21 protein-coding genes and 1 pseudogene are annotated in these 20,326 nt (G+C 74.0%); 11 read left to right on the top strand and 11 right to left on the bottom strand.

The window, feature by feature from the left end; all coding sequences use genetic code 11:
* Positions 1 to 261: 261 nt before the first annotated feature.
* Positions 262 to 675, bottom strand: a complete 414-nt coding sequence (locus tag ACL02U_RS18470; protein ID WP_412791957.1) for a roadblock/LC7 domain-containing protein — start codon at positions 673 to 675, stop codon at positions 262 to 264.
* A gap of 91 nt (positions 676 to 766) precedes the next feature.
* Between ACL02U_RS18470 and ACL02U_RS18465 the strand changes: the two genes are divergently transcribed.
* The gene (locus ACL02U_RS18465; RefSeq protein WP_412791956.1) at positions 767 to 1,195 is read left to right on the top strand and encodes a PPOX class F420-dependent oxidoreductase; all 429 of its coding nucleotides are present in this window, start codon (positions 767 to 769) and stop codon (positions 1,193 to 1,195) included.
* Positions 1,196 to 1,396: 201 nt separating this feature from the next.
* On the top strand, positions 1,397 to 2,029 hold the full coding sequence (locus ACL02U_RS18460; protein ID WP_412791955.1) for a class I SAM-dependent methyltransferase: 633 nt from the start codon (positions 1,397 to 1,399) through the stop codon (positions 2,027 to 2,029).
* Between the two features lie 147 nt (positions 2,030 to 2,176).
* Here ACL02U_RS18460 and ACL02U_RS18455 read toward each other — a convergent pair whose 3' ends face one another.
* Both ACL02U_RS18455 and ACL02U_RS18450 read right to left on the bottom strand, forming a co-directional pair.
* Positions 2,177 to 2,641: a Clp protease N-terminal domain-containing protein gene (locus tag ACL02U_RS18455; RefSeq protein ID WP_412791954.1), complete on the bottom strand. Its 465-nt coding sequence runs from the start codon at positions 2,639 to 2,641 to the stop codon at positions 2,177 to 2,179.
* A 7-nt stretch (positions 2,642 to 2,648) separates the two neighbouring features.
* On the bottom strand, positions 2,649 to 2,852 hold the full coding sequence (locus tag ACL02U_RS18450) for a helix-turn-helix domain-containing protein (RefSeq protein ID WP_412791953.1): 204 nt from the start codon (positions 2,850 to 2,852) through the stop codon (positions 2,649 to 2,651).
* Between the two features lie 295 nt (positions 2,853 to 3,147).
* Here ACL02U_RS18450 and ACL02U_RS18445 point away from each other — a divergent pair, with 295 nt between their 5' ends.
* Positions 3,148 to 4,134 carry a hypothetical protein gene (locus ACL02U_RS18445; protein ID WP_412791952.1) on the top strand — a complete coding sequence of 329 codons (987 nt, stop codon included), beginning with the start codon at positions 3,148 to 3,150 and terminating at the stop codon, positions 4,132 to 4,134.
* A 254-nt stretch (positions 4,135 to 4,388) separates the two neighbouring features.
* Here the strand turns inward: ACL02U_RS18445 and ACL02U_RS18440 are convergent, their stop codons facing one another.
* Together ACL02U_RS18440 and xylA are read right to left on the bottom strand one after the other, a co-directional pair.
* The gene (locus ACL02U_RS18440; protein WP_412791951.1) at positions 4,389 to 4,571 is read right to left on the bottom strand and encodes a hypothetical protein; all 183 of its coding nucleotides are present in this window, start codon (positions 4,569 to 4,571) and stop codon (positions 4,389 to 4,391) included.
* A gap of 411 nt (positions 4,572 to 4,982) precedes the next feature.
* A complete protein-coding gene (gene xylA, locus ACL02U_RS18435; protein WP_412791950.1) occupies positions 4,983 to 6,149 on the bottom strand; it encodes a xylose isomerase in 1,167 nt (388 codons plus the stop codon).
* A 163-nt stretch (positions 6,150 to 6,312) separates the two neighbouring features.
* Here xylA and xylB point away from each other — a divergent pair, with 163 nt between their 5' ends.
* Positions 6,313 to 7,758, top strand: coding sequence for a xylulokinase (gene xylB / locus ACL02U_RS18430; protein WP_412791949.1), 1,446 nt, complete (start codon positions 6,313 to 6,315; stop codon positions 7,756 to 7,758).
* A 28-nt stretch (positions 7,759 to 7,786) separates the two neighbouring features.
* The gene (locus ACL02U_RS18425; RefSeq protein ID WP_412791948.1) at positions 7,787 to 8,995 is read left to right on the top strand and encodes an ROK family protein; all 1,209 of its coding nucleotides are present in this window, start codon (positions 7,787 to 7,789) and stop codon (positions 8,993 to 8,995) included.
* Positions 8,996 to 9,335: 340 nt separating this feature from the next.
* Here ACL02U_RS18425 and ACL02U_RS18420 read toward each other — a convergent pair whose 3' ends face one another.
* The 4 genes from ACL02U_RS18420 to ACL02U_RS18405 all read right to left on the bottom strand — a co-directional run bounded on the left by ACL02U_RS18420 (position 9,336) and on the right by ACL02U_RS18405 (position 13,188).
* Positions 9,336 to 9,530: a hypothetical protein gene (locus tag ACL02U_RS18420; RefSeq protein WP_412791947.1), complete on the bottom strand. Its 195-nt coding sequence runs from the start codon at positions 9,528 to 9,530 to the stop codon at positions 9,336 to 9,338.
* 378 nt (positions 9,531 to 9,908) lie between these two features.
* On the bottom strand, positions 9,909 to 11,000 hold the full coding sequence (locus ACL02U_RS18415; protein WP_412791946.1) for an acyl-CoA dehydrogenase family protein: 1,092 nt from the start codon (positions 10,998 to 11,000) through the stop codon (positions 9,909 to 9,911).
* Positions 10,997 to 12,214: an acyl-CoA dehydrogenase family protein gene (locus ACL02U_RS18410; RefSeq protein WP_412791945.1), complete on the bottom strand. Its 1,218-nt coding sequence runs from the start codon at positions 12,212 to 12,214 to the stop codon at positions 10,997 to 10,999. Before ACL02U_RS18410 ends, ACL02U_RS18415 begins: the two co-directional genes overlap by 4 nt.
* Positions 12,211 to 13,188 (bottom strand): NADPH:quinone oxidoreductase family protein, encoded by a 978-nt coding sequence (locus ACL02U_RS18405; protein WP_412791944.1) that lies wholly within the window; start codon positions 13,186 to 13,188, stop codon positions 12,211 to 12,213. Before ACL02U_RS18405 ends, ACL02U_RS18410 begins: the two co-directional genes overlap by 4 nt.
* Before the next feature lie 161 nt (positions 13,189 to 13,349).
* Between ACL02U_RS18405 and ACL02U_RS18400 the strand changes: the two genes are divergently transcribed.
* The 5 genes and pseudogenes from ACL02U_RS18400 to ACL02U_RS18380 all read left to right on the top strand — a co-directional run.
* Complete coding sequence (locus tag ACL02U_RS18400) at positions 13,350 to 14,888, top strand: ATP-dependent DNA ligase (RefSeq protein WP_412791943.1); 1,539 nt, start codon at positions 13,350 to 13,352, stop codon at positions 14,886 to 14,888.
* A complete protein-coding gene (locus ACL02U_RS18395) occupies positions 14,885 to 15,349 on the top strand; it encodes an NUDIX domain-containing protein (protein ID WP_412791942.1) in 465 nt (154 codons plus the stop codon). The genes ACL02U_RS18400 and ACL02U_RS18395 overlap by 4 nt, the downstream gene beginning before the upstream one ends.
* 74 nt (positions 15,350 to 15,423) lie before the next feature.
* The gene (locus ACL02U_RS18390) at positions 15,424 to 16,809 is read left to right on the top strand and encodes an NADP-dependent succinic semialdehyde dehydrogenase (RefSeq protein ID WP_412791941.1); all 1,386 of its coding nucleotides are present in this window, start codon (positions 15,424 to 15,426) and stop codon (positions 16,807 to 16,809) included.
* Positions 16,810 to 16,834: 25 nt separating this feature from the next.
* Positions 16,835 to 17,068: a DUF6213 family protein gene (locus ACL02U_RS18385; RefSeq protein ID WP_412791940.1), complete on the top strand. Its 234-nt coding sequence runs from the start codon at positions 16,835 to 16,837 to the stop codon at positions 17,066 to 17,068.
* 141 nt (positions 17,069 to 17,209) lie between these two features.
* Positions 17,210 to 17,410 (top strand): annotated as a pseudogene (locus tag ACL02U_RS18380) (cupin); the annotation flags it as partial.
* 68 nt (positions 17,411 to 17,478) lie between these two features.
* On the opposite strand, the gene ACL02U_RS18375 reads toward ACL02U_RS18380, so the two are convergent.
* The gene (locus ACL02U_RS18375; protein WP_412791939.1) at positions 17,479 to 18,708 is read right to left on the bottom strand and encodes an acyl-CoA dehydrogenase family protein; all 1,230 of its coding nucleotides are present in this window, start codon (positions 18,706 to 18,708) and stop codon (positions 17,479 to 17,481) included.
* 172 nt (positions 18,709 to 18,880) lie between these two features.
* On the opposite strand from ACL02U_RS18375, the gene ACL02U_RS18370 reads away from it, so the two are divergent.
* Entirely contained in the window at positions 18,881 to 19,525 is a 645-nt protein-coding gene (locus tag ACL02U_RS18370) for a TetR family transcriptional regulator (protein WP_412791938.1), read from the top strand.
* A 162-nt stretch (positions 19,526 to 19,687) separates the two neighbouring features.
* On the opposite strand, the gene def is transcribed toward ACL02U_RS18370, so the two are convergent.
* A complete protein-coding gene (gene def / locus ACL02U_RS18365; RefSeq protein WP_412791937.1) occupies positions 19,688 to 20,227 on the bottom strand; it encodes a peptide deformylase in 540 nt (179 codons plus the stop codon).
* Between the last annotated feature and the right edge of the window lie 99 nt (positions 20,228 to 20,326).

Here is a 20,326-nt window from a genome sequence, read left to right as displayed (position 1 = left end):
GACCCGCGGGAGGACACCCTCGGGTCCGGCTCCCCTCGGCACGGCGGGTGAGGGCGGTTGCGCGGCACCCGGTGGCGGTGCGGCGGCACCCGGTGCGCGGTGCGGATCGTCCCCGTCGCGATGGCTTCCGGCATGGTGGATCTCCCCCGTCGAGCTGCGGAGGGCGACGAGCGCGCCGACCCCGCTCACACAGGGTAACCACCCGTACGCCTTCTGCGGCAGGCCTGTGGAAAACCCGCCCGGAGGGGCCGGAGGAGCAGGTCAGAAGTCCGACGCCGAGCTGGGCGCGGGCTGCCGGCTGTCCACACCGAGGTGTTCGCCGACCCGGTTGACCAGCAGGGTCATCTCGTAGCCGATCTGGCCGATGTCGGCTTCCGCACCGCTGAGCACGCACAGGCAACTTCCGTCGCCCGCGGCGGTGACGAAGAGGACCGCGTCGTCGAACTCCACCATGGTCTGCCGCACCGCGCCCGCGCCGAAGTGCCGGCCCGATCCCCTGGCAAGACTGTGCAGGCCGGCCGAGACGGCCGAGAGGTGCTCGGCGTCCTCGCGCCGGAGGCCGGTGCTCGCGCTGGTCACCAGGCCGTCATTGGACAGGACGAGAGCGTGCCGTACGTGGTCGACCCGCTCGGTCAGATCGTCCAGCAGCCAGTCGAGCTTCTGATCATGCGCCATCTTGACTCCCCGTGTGCCGTCTCCTCCTGAAGGAGGACGTCCCCCGTCAGCCTTCCGCAGGATTCCGCGGTCGGGCAAGGAGGATGGGGGCATGGCAGAGAAGATGTCCGACGAGGAGTGGCGGACGTTCGTCACGTCCGGAACCCGCACCGGCAAACTGGCCACCGTCCGGGCCGACGGCAGCCCGCACGTGGCACCGATCTGGTTCGTGCTCGACGTGGACGAGTTGGTGTTCAACACCGGCAGCGAGACCGTGAAGGGCCGCAACCTCGCCCGCGACGGCCGCGTCGCACTGTGCGTGGACGACGACCGGCCCCCGTTCCACTTCGTGGTGCTCCAGGGCAGGGCGCGCGTCTCGGAGCAGCCGGACGAACTGCGCTACTGGGCCACCCGCATCGCCGCACGCTACATGGGCGAGGAGCGCGCCGAGGCGTACGGGGCGCGCAACGCCGTACCGGGAGAACTCGTGGTCCGGGTGGCGGTCGACAAGGTGGTCGCGGTGAAGAACCTGGCCGACTGAGGAACAGCGCCTCGGCCCGCCGAGGAACCGAACCGGCCGGACCGGCATCACCCTGGCCGGCGGACGGGGAAACGGGCGGACGGGACACGGGGACGGTGGACGGACCCGGACCCGGACCCGGGCCCGGACCCGGACACGGCCGGCGGGGAGCGGGGAGGCGTCCGCGGGCGCTCGTGCGGAGGCATGCGCGATCATGCGGTCATGAGCGATGACCGCAGGCACGTGCAGGAGTTCTTCGCGGCCCGGGCCGCAGACTGGGACAGTCGCTTCCCCGACGACGGCCCGGCCTACGCGGCTGCGGTGGCCGAACTCGGGCTGCGGCCCGGGGACCGGGTACTGGACGCGGGCTGCGGCACCGGCCGCGCCCTGCCCCCGCTGCGGACCGCAGTGGGACCGTCCGGCCTCGTCGTCGGTGTCGACCTGACCCCGGCCATGCTCGCGACCGCCGTGCGGGCCGGCCGGGACCGCGAGGGACGGCTGCTGCTCGCCGACGTCTCCGCGCTTCCGCTGCGTTCCGCTTCGCTCGACGCGGTCTTCGCCGCCGGGCTCGTCTCACATCTGCCGCATCCGGCCCGGAACCTGCGGGAGTTGGCCCGAGTGGTGCGCCCGGGCGGACGGCTCGCGCTGTTCCATCCGATCGGCAGGGCGGCGCTCGCGGCGAGGAACGGTCGGCAGATCACTCCCGACGACCTTCGCGCGGAGTCCGTTCTCCGCCCGCTGCTGGCCGGATCCGGCTGGCGCATGACGTCGTACGTCGACCGGGACGACCGGTTCCTGAGCCTTGCCGTCCGGGAGAACCCAGGGCAGCCCGCGGCTTCTCCCGGGCACCGCTGATGGATCCCGGGCGGGCTCCGCACCGGCGCTGCCGACACCCGGCGCCGGGCAACTCCCTGCCCGGCGGGCTGCACCCCTCGGGCGGTCGGGCCGTCCCGGAGGGTGAGTTGGTCGACGGCGGAGGCCGCCGGCCGGCGAGCCCGTGCCTCAGGAACCCGCCGACCGGATGCGGTTCCGGACGGCGGCGCGGTCGATGTCGAGTCGCGCCATGAGCTCTCCCACCGGATCCGGCTGCTCGCAGTCGAGCAGGGCGAGCAGCAGGTGCTCGGGGGCGATGCGCCGACTGCCGGCCTTCCTCGTCTCCGCCAGGGCGCGCGGGAGGACGGCACGGGCGCCGGAGGTGAAGGGGGTGCGCTTGCGCGAGGGCGGAGTCGGCGTCCGCTCGACGCCCTGGACGTCGACGCCCACCGCAGCCAGCGCGGATTGATCAAGGGCGTCGAGAGCAGCACGCGCCCTCTCCAGGTCGGTTCCGAGGACCCGGGCCGAGCCGGGCTCGTGCAGCACTCCCAGGAGGAGGTGCTCGGTGCCGATGCGGCGATCGCCGCGCCGTGCGGCCTCGCCCAGCGCCGCGGTGACGGCCTCACGAGCGCCCGCTGCGAACTGTTCGAACATGATCGTCTCACTTCCCGTACTTGGCGTGCACCGACTGCCGGGAGACGCCCAGGGCGTCGCCGATCTGCTCCCAGGACCAGCCCTGCTCCCTGGCCCGTGCGACGGCTGCGGCTTCGACCTGTTCGGCCAGCCGGTGCAGGGCACCGACGGCCCGCAGTCCCACTGCGGGGTCGTGCGACCTGAGGCGTTCTGAGATGTCTCCCGCTTCCATGCCTGTCAGTCTGGATTGACGGACACTCTCTTGTCAACCCAGACTGACGCCGGTCGTCCCGTCGGGCCGGCTGATGCTCGGTGGCGGCCGGACGTCTGCTGCCGCTCGGCAACCCGGCGGCGGCCGATCGCGTCGGGGCGGGCCTCCGCCGCGAACCCGGGCACCGGCCACGGCGCGTTCGGCGCTCGTACCGGCGTCCCGAAGACCTCCTCGCACCGCCAACCACAGGAGTGACAAGCGGGCTCCGGTCGGATTAGGGTGCGCGCCGTTGGACCAACCCGATGGGGAGGCTCGGATGGCCGGGACGGACGACGGCGCCGTCGCCGCCGAGGACGATGCGCTGTACGTGCTCACCGCGGTGCTGCTGACACCGGCGCAGTTTCCGACGGTGCTGGGTGACGACTACCCGGAGGCCTGCGCGGCCCTCGGCCTCGCCCCTCATGGTGACGGCTACGGCCTGGTGCTCGGCCAGGACGGCGGCGGCGCGCGGTGGACGGTCGCCACCGACGACGTGTCCCTCGTCGCGGTGGCCATCGCCTCGTGGGACTGCGGCATGGAGTACGAGCTGTCGCCCGACGAGCGCTCGGTCGTGGCCGCGCTGCCCGGCTGGCCCCTCGCCGTCGCCGTCGCGGCACCCGGTCTACCGGCCCCGCACGACCCCGTCCCCGAGCCGGGCGACGGTCCGGCGCTGACGCCGCCCGACGTGTCGGTATGGGGCGCGGCCCAGCGGAGACTGGGTGCCGACGAGATCGCGGTGCAGTGGTCGGTGTGGCGGGAGCAGGTCGACGAGGCCGCGTTCGCCCGGCCGGACGGCGCCGCGGACCGTGCACGGCAGGGCGCCCCGACGGCCGCGGGCGGCAGCGGCAGCGGCAGCGCCAGCGGCAGCGGCAGCGGCAGCGGCAGCGGCAGCGGCAGCGGCAGCGGCAGCGGCAGCGAAGAGAACCACCCGTCGGACACTGCCGAGGCTCCGAATGCTCCGGAGTCGCCCGGCGATGACGCGGAGATGTCGCGGGGGCGACGCGGTGCGCGGCGCGTACTCGCAGAGGTGCGGGCCTATCTGGAGGAACCGCCTCCCCTGGGCCGGGTCCGGTCGACCTTCGCCCCGGGTGAGGCACGTACGCTGCGCGCCGACGGCCCCGGCTGGTCTCTGGTGGCCAGGACCGACGACATGGCTTTCGTGCTGCTGGACGACGAACCCGGCGAGGTGGTGCCGGTCGGACGCGGACCGGAACTGCCGGGCCTGCTGGAAGCCCTGGAGAAGATCGCGGTGCGCCCCAGCTGAACGGACGCCACCGGCGTCAGGCCGGTGGCCGGCGCGGACGGAGCGGCCACCGGCACGCGCGCAGCCGGCGCCGCCCAAGCCGGCGAGGGCCGGCGCGGGCGGCGCGGCCGGCGGAACGGATGACGCGGACGGTGCCCGGAACAGGGCGGACCGCTTCCCACCGGAAGGAACCGCCCCTGCCGGGCGCCGACCGGACCGTCAGAGGTACCGCCGATGGCAGGGCCGCCCGGACGGCCGTGCCGGGGCGGGGCACCTCAGCGCCTGATCTCCTTGCGGGAGACGTGCCGCAGCCTGCGCCGCTGCGAGGGGTCGAGAGTCAGGTATGCGGCGGCCGGGACGCCGAGCACTATCAGCAGGACCGCCCACCAGGGCAGCCAGATCCACAGGATGAGTCCGACCGCAACACCCCCTGCGGCGATCTTCGCGTTCCTCGACATGTGCGTCGCCTCCTTCGCGGCCACGGGCGCTGTCTGTCATGAGAACGGCTCCGCGCTCCCCACGGTTCCGGACCTCGACCCTGAGAGATCCCTGAGGCGCGCCCCCGACACATCCCCGAGCCCAGCCCCGACCGCACAGGGGAGCCGGGTTCCGGAGGTTCGGGGTGGTCGCCTGCCGCGGGTGCCGGGGCCGGGCTCGGGGCGGCATGGTGCCGCGGCGGGCCCGATCGACCCCGGACCTGCACGGTCGCGCCGACCGAACGGGCCCTACAACCCGACAGACCCGACAGACCCGACAGCCGAACAGACCCGACAGCCCAACGGGCCCGACAGCGGACGGCCGCGACGACGGGACGGCCGCGAAGGCCCGCGGCCGCGGACCGGGCGGGGTCCGCGGCCGTACCGGCGAGGTCAGCCCCGGGCGCCCAGCAGGTGGTCCATGGCCAGTTGGTCGAGGCGTTCGAAGGCCATGCCGCGAGCCGCGGCGGCCTCGACGTCGAAGTCCTCGAAGGCCGTGCGGTCGGCGAGCAGCGCCTGCAGGCCGTCGGCGGCGGTGGGCTGGGCGAGCTGGTCCAGTCGGGCGGCACGCAGCGCTTCCCGGACCTCGGGGTCGGCCCGGAAGGCGGCGGCCCGGTCCTTGAGGATCAGGTAGTTGCGCATGCAGCCCGCCGCGGAGGCCCACACCCCGTCGAGGTCCTCGGTCCGCGGCGGCTTGAAGTCGAAGTGCCTCGGGCCGCTGTAGCCGGCCGACTCCAGCAGGTCGACGAGCCAGAAGGCGGCACGCAGGTCGCCGGCGCCGAAGCGCAGGTCCTGGTCGTACTTGATGCCCGACTGGCCGTTGAGGTCGATGTGGAACAGCTTGCCCGCCCACAGCGCCTGGGCGATGCCGTGCGGGAAGTTCAGCCCGGCCATCTGCTCGTGGCCGACCTCGGGGTTGACGCCGTACAGCTCGGGCCGCTCCAGCCGCTCGATGAAGGCCAGGGCGTGGCCCACGGTGGGCAGCAGGATGTCGCCGCGCGGCTCGTTCGGCTTGGGCTCGATGGCGAAGCGCAGGTCGTAGCCCTGCTCGGTGACGTACTCGCCGAGCAGGTCGAAGGCCTCCTTCATCCGGTCGAGCGCGTCCCGCACGTCCTTCGCCGCACCGGACTCGGCGCCCTCGCGGCCGCCCCAGGCGACGTAGGTCTCGGCGCCGAGCTCGGCGGCGAGGTCGATGTTGCGGATCGTCTTGCGCAGGGCGTAGCGGCGCACGTCACGGTCGTTGGCCGTGAAGGCGCCGTCCTTGAACACCGGGTGGGTGAACAGGTTGGTGGTGGCCATCGGCACGGTCATGCCGGTGGCGTCCAGCGCCTCCCGGAAGCGCTTGATGTGCCCCTCGCGCTCGGCGTCGGAGGACCCGAAGGGGATCAGGTCGTCGTCGTGGAAGGTGACACCGTGGGCGCCCAGCTCGGCCAGGCGGTGGACCGACTCGACCGGGTCGAGGGCCCGGCGGGTGGCGTCGCCGAAGGGGTCCCTGCCCTGCCAGCCGACGGTCCACAGACCGAAGGTGAACCTGTCCTGGGGGGTGGGCTGGTGGTTCATGTCGCGGCTCCTTGCTCGCTGGCGACTATTTCGTCATGGCGCTTTACAAATTAGTATGCCCCTCGCAAGTCCGGGAAGGCACCCCCTGAAAGAGATTCCGTGCCGTCCTGGAGGAAACGTCTCGCAGGCACGCCTCGCCGAGCCGCGGAAGAGGGAGAGCACGATGTCAGCAGCCGAGGGTCCGCTCGTCGTCGGTGTGGACACGTCCACCCAGTCCACCAAGGCACTGGTCGTGGACGTGGCCACCGGGCAGGTCGTCGCCGGCGGCCAGGCCCCCCACACGGTCTCGTCCGGCGCGGGCCGTGAGAGCGATCCCCGCCAGTGGTGGGAGGCCCTGTGCGAAGCGTTGCGCCAGTGCGGTGACGCGGCGCACGAAGCCGCCGCGGTGTCGATAGGCGGGCAGCAGCACGGGCTTGTCACACTCGACGAGCGGGGTGAGCCGGTACGTCCCGCGCTGCTGTGGAACGATGTGCGCTCGGCACCCCAGGCCCGCCGCCTCACCGAGGAGTTGGGCGGCCCCGGGGCCTGGGCCGAGCGCACCGGCAGCGTGCCCGCCGCGTCGTTCACGGTCACCAAGTGGGCCTGGCTGGCCGAGCACGAGCCGGAGGCGGCACGGGCGACCAAGGCCGTGCGCCTGCCGCACGACTACCTCACCGAGCGGCTCACCGGCCAGGGCACGACGGACCGCGGAGACGCCTCCGGTACGGGCTGGTGGGCGTCGGGGACGGAGGCGTACGCCCCGGAGATCCTGGACCGCGTCGGGCTGGACTCCGCCCTGCTCCCCCGGGTGGTGCGACCGGGCGAGGTGGCGGGCACCGTGCGCGACCGTCACGACCTGCCGTTCTCCACGGGCACCCTGGTCGCCGCGGGAACCGGCGACAACGCCGCCGCCGCGCTGGGCCTCGGTCTGCTGCCCGGCGTGCCGGTGATGAGCCTGGGCACCTCGGGCACCGTGTACGCGGTCTCCCGGCGGCGTCCGGCGGACCCGACCGGAACCGTGGCGGGTTTCGCGGACGCCCGCGGCGACTGGCTGCCGCTGGCCTGCACCCTGAACTGCACGCTCGCCGTCGACCGGATCGCCGCGCTGCTCCACCTGGACCGCGAGGCCGTCGAGCCCGCGGCGGACACCACTCTGCTGCCCTACCTGGACGGCGAGCGCACCCCGAATCTGCCGGACGCCACCGGTCTGCTGACCGGTCTGCGCCACGACACCACGGCCGGCCAGCTGCTCCAGGCCGCCTACGACGGAGCCGTGCACGCACTGCTCGGCGCGCTCGACCTGGTCCTCGACGAGGAAGCGGACCCCTCGGCGCCGCTGCTGCTGATCGGCGGGGGTGCGCGGGGCCGGGCCTGGCAGGAGACCGTGCGGCGGCTGTCCGGCCGACCGGTGCGGGTGCCGGAGGCCAAGGAGCTGGTCGCGCTCGGTGCCGCCGCCCAGGCCGCCGGACTGCTGACCGGGGAGGACCCGGCAGCGGTGGCCCGTCGCTGGGACACCGCGCGGGGCCCGGTGCTGGAGGCCGTGGAGCGGGACGAGGCGGCACTGGCGAAGATCTCCGGGGTACTCTCCGACGGGGCCCCGCTGCTCCGGCGGGGGACGGAAACCCACTGAGGCACTTCGATCGAGGACTGGCTCCGGCATGACCGCACCGCCGCACGAGGCGCACCCGACCTCCGCCGGGCGCGCGCTGCCCGACACCCAGCAGGGCATGCGCCGCCGCAATCTCGCGCGGGTGCTGCACACGGTCAGCGCCGAGGGCCCGCTGTCCCGGGCCGCGGTCGCCTCGCGGATCGGACTGACGCGCGCCGCGGTGTCGACCCTGGTCGACGAGCTCATCCGCTCGGGCCTGTTGGAGGAACTGGGTCCGGAGCGCCCGGGGCGGGTGGGCAGACCCGGCTCCGCGCTCGCCGTCAGCGGGCGGGGCCCCGCCGGGATCGGCGCGGAGGTGGGGGTTGACCACCTGGCGGTCTGCGCGGTGGACCTGCGCGGCCGGGTACGGGCGCGGGCCGAGCGGCACGGCACCAACCGCGGCCGCTCCCCCGGCCCGGTGCTCGGCGAACTCGGCGAACTGGTACGCCGGGTGCTGGCCGAGACCGAAGCCGAGGGGCTGTGGCCGGCGGGGCTCGCGGTCGCCGTTCCCGGACTGGTGGCACGCGACGCCCGCACCGTCGTCCGCGCACCCAACCTGGACTGGCACGACACGGATCTGGGTCCGCTGCTGCCGGTCGGCTGCCCGCTGACCGTGGGCAACGAGGCCAACTTCGGTGCGCTGGCCGAACTCTGGCTCGGTGAGGGCACCCCCCGCGACTTCCTGCACGTCTCGGCCGAGATCGGCATCGGCGCCGCGATCGTCGTGGACGGGCGGCTGCTGCACGGAACGCGGGGTTTCGCGGGCGAGTTGGGACACGTGCCGGTGCGTCCGGACGGTCCCGCCTGCGCCTGCGGCGGCCGCGGCTGCCTGGAGCAGTACGCCGGTGAGGAGGCCGTTCTGCGGGCTGCGGGGATGGAGCCGGGCGAGGGCCGGGTCGGGCTGCTCGCCGAACGCGCCGCGGACGGTGACGAAGCGGTACGGCGGGCCCTGCGCGAGGCGGGTGAGGCGCTCGGCATCGCGCTGACGGGGGCGGTCAACCTGCTGGATCCCGAAGTGGTCGTGCTCGGCGGTGCGCTGTCCGAGCTGGCGCCGTGGCTGCTGTCCGCGCTGCGCGAGGAGCTGGCCCGCCGGACGGCGGGACCGGCGTGCCCGGTGGCGGTGTCGCGGCTCGGCCACGAGGGCCCGCTGCTCGGGGCCGCGCACTCGGTGGTACGCGGCGTCCTCGACGATCCCGCGGCCGCGGCCGAACGCGCCTGAGGCCGCCGGCCCGCTCCGGGTCGACCGGGAGGGGTGGCGTCAACGCGGTCCACCGGCCGCCGTTCCCCGCCAGGTGGCCCGCACCCTGACCCCGGGAGCCGCGGACGTCTTCCGCGCACACGCCTCCCTGCCCGCACGGCTCCCTGCACGGTCGGCCGTCCTGCACGGTCGGCTTTCCTGCACGGTCGGCTTCCCTGCCGGAACGACGTCGGCCGCCCGTCGCGGTGAATGCTCGGCTGCCGGGCCGGCCCGGGTCCCGCCCCGCGATTCGCCGCCCCCGGCCGGCCTCGGGGCCCACACGGCATCGGAGTCCTCGTGCGGCGGCCGCGGACTCCCCGGCTCAGGGCCGGAGGCTGCCGACCAGGTCCGCGGTGGCCGTGATCCCGCTGTGGATCGTGGGGGCGATGCTGCTGCCGGCCAGGAAGAAGCCGAGCAGCAGGCAGACCAGGGCGTGGGAGAACTTCAGTCCCCCGTTGCGCACGAAGATCACCACGAGGATCAGCAGCAGCAGTACCACAGAGATGGAAATCGCCATTGTTCGGCCTCCTCCGCCACGCCGCCGTCCCGGCAGGTCCGGTGGGCGGCGTCGGCGGCAAGTGTGGCGCAGCCGCGAGTCCGTCCGGGCGACTGACCTGTCCCCCGAACGTGTGGTGTTCCGCGCCCCGCCGCGCGGGTACGGCCCGACGGCGACGCGTCGCACACGCGCTCGCCGCTCCGGGGCCCGGAGCACTGCCGCCCGGCGCCGTGGGCGCGCAGCCCGCCCCCGGGCCCCCGGAGGCGGAGCCCCCTCCGTCCGGAGACCGGCGTGCCGGACCGTCCCGGACCGTGTCGGACCATCCCGGACCGTGTCGGACCATCCCGGACCGGCCCGCCCCCGCGGAGGGCGGGCCTCAGCCGAGGCGGCGCGGCCGGCTCAGGGGGCCTGGAGGCCGACCAGTTCGGCGACGGCGGCGCGGTGGGCGCCCGGCGTTCCGTAGGCGATCGAGTCGGCCTTGGCACGCTTGAGGTACAGGTGCACCGGATGTTCCCAGGTCATGCCGATGCCTCCATGGAGTTGCAGCGCCTCCTCGGCGGCACGGACGGCGACCGGGCCCGCGTATGCCTGGGCGACGGCGACCGCCAGCTCCGCCTCCGCGTCGTCCCCGCCCTGCGCGAGGGTGTCGGCGGCGTTGCGGGCGGCGGCCCGGAGGTGGACGACCTCCAGCCACGACTGGGCGAGCCGGTGCTTGAGGGCCTGGAAGCCGCCGACCTGCCGGTTGAACTGCTTGCGCTCCTTCAGGTAGCCGACCGTCTCGGTCAGCGCCCAGTCCGCGAGCCCGAGTTGCTCGGCGGCGAGGAGTCCGGCCGCGGCGCGCAGTGCGCGGCGCACTGCGGGGGCGGCCTCGCCGATCCGGCGGCCCTCGGTGCCGTCGAGGGTGACGGTGGCCACCGGCCGGGTCAGGTCGAGGGAGGTCTGCGCGGTGACGGTCGCGGCCCGGGCGTCGACCGCGTAGAGGCCGCCGTCCTGGGCGGGCACCAGCAGCACGTCCGCGGCGGCCGCGTCCGCGATCCCGGTCAGCTCTCCGGACAGCCGTCCGTCGACCTGCCGTACGGCGGGATGGCCGGCGCCCGGCGCCACGTGCAGCGCCACGGCGAGTACGCCGACGGTGCGTCCCGACGCGAGCCGGCCGAGCAGCGTCTCGTCCCCGCACTCCAGCAGGGCCTCGGTGGCGACCACGGCGCTGGTGAGATAGGGCACCGGGGCGACCGCGCGGCCCAGCTCCTCCAGCACCACGGCGGCCTCGCGGTGCGTGGCCCCCTGGCCGCCGAGTTCCTCCGGGACCAGCAGACCGGCCAGGCCCATGCCCTCCGCGAGGGTCTTCCACAGCTCGGGGTCGTGCGGTGCGTCGGTCTCCGCGCGGGCCAGCACGCCGGCGGCGTCGCAGTGGTCGCCGAGCATGTCCCGGACGGCGGCGCGCAGCGCCTCTTCCTCCTCCGAGTACAGCAGGTCGGGCTGGGTGCTCATCGGGCGAGGTCCTTCCAGGCGACGTCCTTGTCGGTGCGCGGCTCGGCGGGCAGGCCGAGGACGCGCTCGGCGACGATGTTCAGCAGGACCTCGCTGGTCCCGCCCTCGATGCTGTTGCCCTTGGAGCGCAGGTAGCGGTATCCGGCCTCACGGCCGGTGAAGTCCACCTGCTCCGGGCGGCGCATGGTCCAGTCGTCGTACAGCAGTCCCTCCTCGCCGAGGAGTTCCACCTCCAGGCCGCTGATCTCCTGGTTGAGGCGGGCGAAGGCGAGCTTCATGCCGGAGCCCTCGGGGCCCGGATGGCCGGCGACGAGCTGCTGGCGCAGTCGTTCGCCGGTGAGGCGGGCCACCTCGGCTTCCACCCACAGCTTCAGCAGGCGCTGGTGCAGGTCGTGGGTGCGCAGTTCGGGGCGCTCGCGCCAGGTCTTCGCGATCGGCCCGATCATGCCGCCCTCACGGGGCAGGCGCATGCCTCCGATGGAGACGCGCTCGTTCATCAGGGTCGTCTGGGCGACCCGCCAGCCGTCGCCGACCTCGCCCAGGCGGCGGTCGTCGGGGATGCGGACGTCGGTGAGGAACACCTCGTTGAACTCGGCCTCGCCGGTGATCTGCCGCAGCGGCCGGACCTCGACGCCGGGGTCGGTCATGTCGCAGAGGAAGTAGGTGATGCCCCGGTGCTTGGGCAGGTCCGGGTCGGTGCGGGCGATGAGGATGGCCCAGCGGGCGACATGGGCGCTGGAGGTCCACACCTTCTGGCCGTTCACCACCCAGCCTCCCCCGCTCCCGGTTCCGTCCGGGCCGGGGGCGCCTTCGTGCTCCCGGACGGCCCGGGTGCCGAGCGCCGCCAGGTCGGAGCCGGCGCCGGGCTCGCTGAACAGCTGGCACCACACCTCCTCGCCCGTCCACAGCGGGCGCAGGAAGCGCTGCTTCTGCTCGTCGGTCCCGAACCGCAGGATCGTCGGGGCGGCCATGCCGAGGCCGATGCCGATGCGGCGCGGGTCGTTGTCGGGTGCGCCGGCCGCCTCCAGTTCGGCGTCCACGACGGTCTGGAGGGAGCGGGGCGCGTCGAGTCCGCCGAGGCCCTGCGGGTAGTGCACCCAGGCGAGACCCGCGTCGAAGCGGGCCCGCAGGAAGTCCAGGCGCCCGGTCTCGGCAGGCGGGTGCGCGGCGAGGAGTTCCCGCGTGCGGCGGCGCAGTTCGGCTGCGTCGGTCATGCTGCTGCTCCGTTCTCCAGGGACGGCAGGACGGCGATGCGGCCCGTGGTCACGCCGTCGGCGACCCGCTGGACCGCTCCGGCTGCCGCGGTGAGCGGTACGCGTTCGCTGACCAGGGGCCGGATGGCGCCGCGGTCGGCCAGTGCGGTGAGCTGTTCGTGGCAGTGCCGGACCAGCTCGGGGTTCTTGGTGTTGTACAGGCCCCAGTGCAGGCCGAGGATCGAGTAGTTCTTGACCAGGGCGTGGTTCAGCGCGGGGCTCGGGATGACACCGCCGGCGAAGCCGACGACCACGATGCGTCCCTCGAAGGCGACGGCTTTGGCGGACTGCGCGTAGGCGTCGCCGCCCACGGGATCGAAGACCACGTCGGCGCCGCGCCCGCCGGTGGCCTCCTTGACGGCGGCGACCACGTCCTCGGTGCGCCGGTCGATCACCACGTCGCAGCCCAGCTCGCGGGCGACGGCGGCCTTGGCGGCTCCGCCGGCGACGCCGACCACCGTGGCTCCGGCCGCCTTGCCGAGCTGGACGGCCGCACTGCCGACGCCGCCCGCGGCGGCGTGGACGAGCAGCGTCTCCCCGGCCTGCAGCGCTGCCCGCCGGTGCAGGGCGAACCATCCGGTCTGGTAGCCGATGTGCAGCGCGGCGGCCTCCGCGTCGTCGAGGGCGTCGGGAGCGGGCAGCAGGGCGCGGGCGTCGGCGACGGCGTACTCGGCGAAGCCGCCGTGCGGCAGCGCCGGGTTGGCGAGCACCCGGCGCCCGTCCTCGGTCTCGCCGCAGATCTCCACGCCCGGTGTGAACGGCAGCGGCGGGCGGACCTGGTACTGGCCCCGGCACAGCAGGGCGTCCGGGAAGTTGATGTTGGCGGCGCGGACCCTCAGCAGGACCTGGCCGTCACCGGGGACGGGCCGTCCGACGTCCTCGAGGCGCATCACCTCGCTCGGCTCGCCGTTCTCGTGCACCTGCCATGCCTGCATGCGAAGCCTCCACCGACTGGGTCGTCCGTCCGGGATCGCTTCGCATACTAAGCGGTCGCTTGTCGATCGGGGAACAGCCGCACCGGTTTCGGCCGGTCGGGTCCGCCGCGCGGGCGGCGGCACCGGGTGTGGCTCCGGCGCCTTCGGTGCACCATGGCTCCATGCTGCTGCACCGGCTCGCCGACGTGTCCCGGGAGGTCGCCGCCACCGCCGCCCGGTCCCGCAAGACCGCGCTGCTCGCCGAGCTGTTCCGGGACGTGGAGGCGGACGACGTACCGATCGTCGTCCCCTATCTGGCCGGACGGCTGCCGCAGGGCCGGCTGGGGGTCGGCTGGAAGGTGCTCGGCCGGCCCGTGCCGCCCGCGGCCGAGCCGACGCTGACGGTGCGCGAGGTGGACGCACGTCTCTCGGAGGTGGGCGGATCGTCCGGCGCCGGTTCGCAGGCGGAGCGCGCACGGCTGGTCGACGCGCTGATGGCGGCGGCCACCCGGGACGAGCAGCGCTTCCTGACCGGGCTGATCACCGGTGAGGTCCGGCAGGGCGCCCTGGACGCACTCGCCGTGGAGGGACTGGCGGAGGCGACCGGGGCGCCCCCTGCGGACGTGCGGCGCGCGGTGATGCTGGCCGGCTCGCTCCAGCCGGTGGCCCGGGCGCTGCTCGCCGACGGGCCGGAGGCGCTGGACCGTTTCCGGCTCACCGTCGGCCGTCCCGTGCTGCCCATGCTGGCGCGCACCGCGCCCACCGTCACCGAGGCCGTGGAAAGGCTCGGGGCCTGCGCGGTCGAGGAGAAGCTCGACGGCATCCGCGTCCAGGTGCACCGGGACGGCGGTGCCGTCCGCGTGTACACGCGCACCCTCGACGACATCACGGACCGGCTGCCCGAGCTGACCGCGGCGGCCCGGGGCCTGCGGGGTGAACGCTTCGTCCTGGACGGCGAGGTGATCGCGTTCGGGGAGGACGGGCTGCCCCGCTCCTTCCAGGAGACCGCCGGCCGCGTCGGCTCCCGGGTGGACGTGGCGTCCGCCGCGCGCTCGGTCCCCGTCTCCCCCGTCTTCTTCGACGCGCTCGCCGTCGACGGACGCGACCTGCTCGACCTGCCCTTCACCGACCGCCACACGGAACTCGCACGGCTCGTGCCGGAGCCGATGCGGGTGCGGCGGACCCTGGTGTCCGGTCCCCGCGACGCCCGGGCCGCCGAGGAGTTCCTCGCCCGCGCCCTGGAGCGCGGCCACGAGGGCGTGGTGGTCAAGGCGCTCGAGGCCGGCTACAGCGCGGGCCGGCGCGGCGCGTCCTGGCTGAAGGTCAAGCCGGTGCACACCCTCGACCTGGTGGTACTGGCCGCCGAGTGGGGGCACGGCCGCCGCACCGGCAGGCTCTCCAACCTCCACCTGGGCGCCCGGACCGCGGACGGCGGCTTCGCGATGCTCGGCAAGACGTTCAAGGGCATGACCGACGCGATGCTGGCCTGGCAGACCGAACGGCTGCGGGAACTGACCGTCGAGGACCGCAGGTGGGGCGTGCGGGTACGGCCCGAGCTGGTCGTCGAGATCGCCTACGACGGCCTGCAGCGCTCCTCCCGCTATCCGGCCGGCGTCACCCTGCGCTTCGCCCGTGTCGTCCGCTACCGCGAGGACAAGCGGCCCGAGGATGCGGACACGGTCGAGACGCTGCTGGCCGCCCATCCGCGGGTGCGGCCGTGACCGCGCGGCGCAGCGCGGGACTGCTGCTGTTCCGGCGGACCGGCGAAGGGGTGCAGGTGCTGCTCGGCCATATGGGCGGCCCCTTCTTCGCCCGGCGGGACGCCGGGGCGTGGACGCTGCCGAAGGGGGAGTACGGCCCGGAGGAGCCTGCCTGGGAGGCGGCCCGCCGCGAGTTCCGGGAGGAGCTCGGACTGGAGCCGCCCGACGGGCCGGCCGTGCCGCTCGGCGAGGTCCGGCAGGCCGGCGGCAAGTCGGTCACGGCCTGGGCGATCGAGTCCGACCTCGACCCGGCGGCGGTCGTGCCGGGCACCTTCCGGATGGAGTGGCCGCCGCGCTCGGGGCGGATCCGGGAGTTCCCCGAACTCGACCGGGTGCGGTGGTTCGGCCTGGAACAGGCCCGCACGCTGATCGTCAGGGCCCAGATCGCGTTTCTCGACCGCTTGGCGGAGCACCCGCGCTGAGGGGACGCACCCGCGTTGCGGCACCGGCCGCCGCGCGGGAAGGTCGAGACACACCGCATCCACGGAGGTCAGCCATGCCCATCGCCACGGTGAATCCGGCGAACGGGGAGACGCTCAGGACGTACGAGGCCATGGGCGAGGAGGAGCTCGAACGGCGCCTCCAGCTCGCCGAGGCGACTTTCCGCACGTACCGGACGAGCACCTTCGCCGACCGCGCCCGGCTGCTGGACCGGGCCGCCGACCTGCTGGAGGAGGACCGGCAGGACGTCGCCCGGATGATGACCACCGAGATGGGCAAGCCGCTCACGCAGGCTCGCGCGGAGGCCGCGAAGTGCGCCAGGGCGATGCGCTGGTACGCCGCGCACGCGGAGGAGCTGCTGGCCGACGAGGAGCCCGCGGAGGCGGACGTGCGCGACTCGGGGGCGTCCCGGGTCCGGGTCCGCTACCGCCCGCTGGGCCCGGTCCTGGCCGTGATGCCGTGGAACTTCCCGCTCTGGCAGGTCGTCCGCTTCGCCGCGCCCGCGCTGATGGCGGGCAACGTCGGCCTGCTCAAACACGCCTCGAACGTCCCGCAGACCGCGCTGTACCTGGAGGACCTCTTCCACCGGGCGGGCTTCCCGGAGGGCTGCTTCCAGACCCTGCTGATCGGTTCCGCCCGGGTCGACGCCGTCCTGCGCGACGAGCGGGTGAAGGCGGCGACACTCACCGGCAGCGAGCCGGCGGGCCGGGCCGTCGCCTCCACCGCCGGTGAGATGATCAAGAAGACGGTGCTGGAGCTGGGCGGCAGCGACCCGTTCGTGGTCATGCCGTCCGCCGATCTGGAGCGGGCCGCGCAGGTGGCCGTGACGGCCCGGGTGCAGAACAACGGGCAGTCCTGCATCGCCGCCAAGCGGTTCATCGTGCACACCGACGTCTACGACGCCTTCACCGAACGGTTCGTCGCGGGCATGCGGGCGCTGAAGGTGGGCGATCCGATGGAGGAGGGGACCGATGTCGGTCCGCTCTCCAGCGAAAGCGGCCGGGAGGACCTGGAGGAGCTGGTCGACGACGCACGGCGGGCCGGAGCGAGCGTACTGTGCGGCGGCCGGCGGCCGGACGGGGACGGCTGGTACTACCCGCCGACGGTGCTCGCCGGCATCACCCGGGAGATGCGTATCCACCGCGAGGAGGCTTTCGGGCCCGTCGCCACCCTCTACCGGGCGGCCGACGTGGACGAGGCCGTGCTGATCGCGAACGACACGCTGTTCGGTCTGAGTGCGAACGTGTGGACGCGGGACGAGGGGGAGGCCGACCGGTTCGCACGGGACCTGGAGGCGGGCGGGGTGTTCGTCAACGGCATGACCGCCTCCCACCCGGCGTTCCCGTTCGGCGGGATCAAGCGCTCGGGGTACGGGCGTGAGCTGTCCGGGCACGGAATCCGGGAGTTCTGCAACATCACCACGGTTTGGCACGGTGCGTGACGGCGGCGCGGCTACGATCCCCGGTGTGAACGCCGAAGTGACTCTGCCTCTGATCGTCGACGACCGCGGGACGCTGCAGGTGGCTGCCGCCGATGTGAGCAAGCTGCTGCGGACGGTGGGTGGTCGGTGGCTGCGCCTGGTGGAGGGCGGGGAGGAGCGGCTCGACGAGGACACGGTGGCCGCACTGACCATCGAACTCGCCAAGCTGGCCGACCGGATCGACGTGGCCTGCATCGCCCACAGCAGCGGCACACCGTAGGGCCGGCACCGCCTCCCGACGGCCACCGCGGGCGGCCGGGCCCGGGCGGCGGGGTCCGGCCTTCCCCGTAACGGAGTAGTCCCGCGAGAGAGCACCGCTCCCCGGGGCGACCGCGGATGGGCACCCTCCCGATGTCCACCCGTGGGCAAGGTGACCGGCACGCACTCGCGCACCGCGTCCACCTTCGAGGTGGAGGCGCCGCCCGCTTTCGACGTCGGCACCCATGTGCACACGCGAAGTGAGGAGCTGTCCTGCGCCCTCGAAGGGGAGCTGGACGTACCGGCGTTCGAGCCCCGGGTGCGGACGCCCGACAACTGGCAGAGGTGGGAGTCGAGTCGGGGAGTGGCGTCCGGCGCGCACTCTCGGCACACCCGGACGCCGCGCAGAACCCTTCCCTTTCGCAAAGATGCCTAGCGGATGGGTACGCCCGCGAGGGTGCGGGCGATCACCAGGCGCTGGATCTCGCTGGTGCCCTCGAAGATCGTGTAGATGGCGCTGTCCCGGTGCATACGCTCCACCGGGTACTCGCGGGTGTAGCCGTTGCCGCCCAGGATCTGGACGGCCCGGGCGGTGACGTCCTTCGCGGTCTCGCTCGCGAACAGCTTGGACATCGAGCCCTCCGCGGCCGTGAACGGCCTGCCGTTGACCGCCATCCAGGAGGCGCGCCACACCAGCAGGCGGGCCGCGTCGATCCGGGTGCGCATGTCGGCGAGTTGGAAGGCCACGCCCTGATTGTCGATGATCGGTCGGCCGAACTGCTCGCGGGTGCGGGCGTAGTCGAGGGCGACCTCGTAGGCGGCGCGGGCGGTGCCGACGGCCATGGCGCCGACGGCCGGACGCGAGGCCTCGAACGTGGCCATGGCCGCGTTCTTCACCCGCTCCCCGCCGCCCTGCCTGGCCTTCTCCCGGGCCCGGGCAAGCCGCTCGTCGAGCTTCTCCTTGCCGCCGAGCAGGCAGGAGCCGGGGACCCGCACCCCGTCGAGGACGACCTCGGCGGTGTGCGAGGCCCGGATGCCGTGCTTCTTGAACTTCTGCCCCTGGGAGAGGCCGGGGGTGCCCGGCGGGACGATGAAGGAGGCGTGCCCCTTGGAACCGAGGTCCGGGTCCACGACCGCGACGACGACGTGGACGTTGGCGATGCCGCCGTTGGTCGCCCAGGTCTTCGTGCCGTCGAGCACCCACTCGTCCGCGGCCTCGTCGTACACGGCGCGGGTGCGCATCGAGGCGACGTCGGAGCCGGCGTCGGGCTCCGAGGAGCAGAAGGCGGCGACCTTGACGTCGTCGACGTCGCCGTACATCTGCGGGATCCAGGTGCCGATCTGCTCCTCGGTGCCGTTGGCGAGGACGCCCACGGCGGCCAGACCGGTACCGACGATCGACAGGGCGATGCCCGCGTCGCCCCAGAACAGCTCCTCCATGGCCATCGGAATGCCGAGGCCGGTCGGATCGAAGTACTGCTGGGCGTAGAAGTCGAGGGAGTAGATGCCGAGCTTGGCGGCTTCCTGGATGACCGGCCAGGGGGTCTCCTCGCGCTCGTCCCACTCGGCGGCCGCGGGGCGGATCACCTCGGAGGCGAACCCGTGGAGCCAGTCACGGACCTCCCTCTGTTCGTCGTTGAGCTCCATGGTGAACTCGGCCATGTCCCCTCCAGCGGCTGCGCAGGTGCGCGTTACTTACGGTAACTCGAGTCTGTTACCGGCTGGTAGGAAAAGTCAACTCCCGACGTCACCTCGGCATCCCGTTCGATGGAACGGGCCCCGTCAGTGTTAGTTTGCGCAGGCGTCACCGAACCAGCACGGGTGGGGAGAGCACATGGACACCACGCAGCGGACCGAGCAGCAGCGGTCCGCCGACCGCCGACGGCGCGAACTGCTGGAGGCCGCCGACCGGGTGGTGCTGCGCGACGGCCCGCACGCCTCCATGAACGCCATCGCAGCGGAGGCGGGCATCACCAAGCCGATCCTCTACCGCCACTTCGGCGACAAGGGGGGCCTGTACGCGGCGCTCGCCAAACGGCACACGGACGCGCTGCTGGACTCCCTGCGGGCGGCACTGGACGCCCCCGCGGACCGCCGGGAGCGCGTCGAGTCCACCCTCGACACCTACCTCGCGGCCATCGAGGCCCGCCCCCAGGTCTACCGGTTCCTGATGCACCCGGCGGACGGCGGCCAGAGCACGGACCAGGGCTTCGACGTCGGCAAGCACAGCGCGCCCCTGCTGCGCCGGATGGGCGAGGAACTGGCCACGGTCATCGCGGAGCGGCTCGACCTCGGGCCGAACAGCCAGCAGTTGGCACGGGTGTGGGGCCACGGCATCGTCGGCATGATGCACGCGGCGGGCGACTGGTGGCTGGGCGAGCGCCCCTGCTCCCGCGCGGAGTTGGTGCGGAGCCTGGCCGACCTGCTGTGGGGCCGGCTCGCCGCCGCCGGGGACAGGGTCGGCGGCCCCGGCTTCTGAGACACCGGTGCCGGCCGCACCGGCCGCCGGGCCCGGACCCGGCCTCCCTCCACCGCCCCGGCAGCTCGCGGGCCGGGCCCGCACCGGATGCCGAAGGCGCCGCGCCACACACCGCAGCTCCCGGCACCGCGCCGCCGCCGGACCGCGACGGCGACGACGCTCTCATCCGCTCCAGGAGGCGCGCGCCGCCTGCCGCAGCAGACGGCGGCGGCGCAGGCCGGTGAGCCGGTCCGCGTACACGGTGCCCGCCAGATGGTCGGCCTCGTGCTGCAGGCACCGCGCGAACCAGCCCGTGCCGTGCACCGTCACCGGCTCCCCGGTCACCGTGAACCCCTCGACCACCGCGTGGTCGTGGCGCTCGGTGCCGGCCTCCAGGCCCGGCAGGGACAGGCACCCCTCCGGGCCCCGCACCACCACGCCGTCCGCCACCACCAGCCGCGGGTTCACCACGTGCCCGAGGTGGCGGACGTCCTCGTCGTCCGGGCAGTCGTAGACGAAGACCCGCACCGGCTCGCCGATCTGGTTCGCGGCCAGGCCGACCCCCCGCGCCGCGTACATGGTCGCGAACAAGTCCTCCACGAGCCCGGCGAGTTCCGGGCCGAAGTCGGTGACCTCGGCGCAGGGCTGGTGCAGAATCGGGTCGCCGAACAGGGTGAGCGGCCGGACACGCCCGCGGGCGCCCGGGATCGAGCCGTGTCGCATGGCGGCAAGAGTACGGTCCGGGGGCCGGCCGGACGCCGCTCGGGCGGCTCGGCGGTCCCGAGATTCGGGAGTGCGAAGGGATCTCGATAGGCTGAGGTC

Source organism: Streptomyces sp. MS06, from assembly GCF_047200655.1.
Taxonomy (GTDB): Bacteria; Actinomycetota; Actinomycetes; order Streptomycetales; family Streptomycetaceae; genus Streptomyces.
The sequence above is the reverse complement of the archived record's forward strand: the minus strand, read 5'-3'. Positions and strand labels throughout refer to the sequence as shown.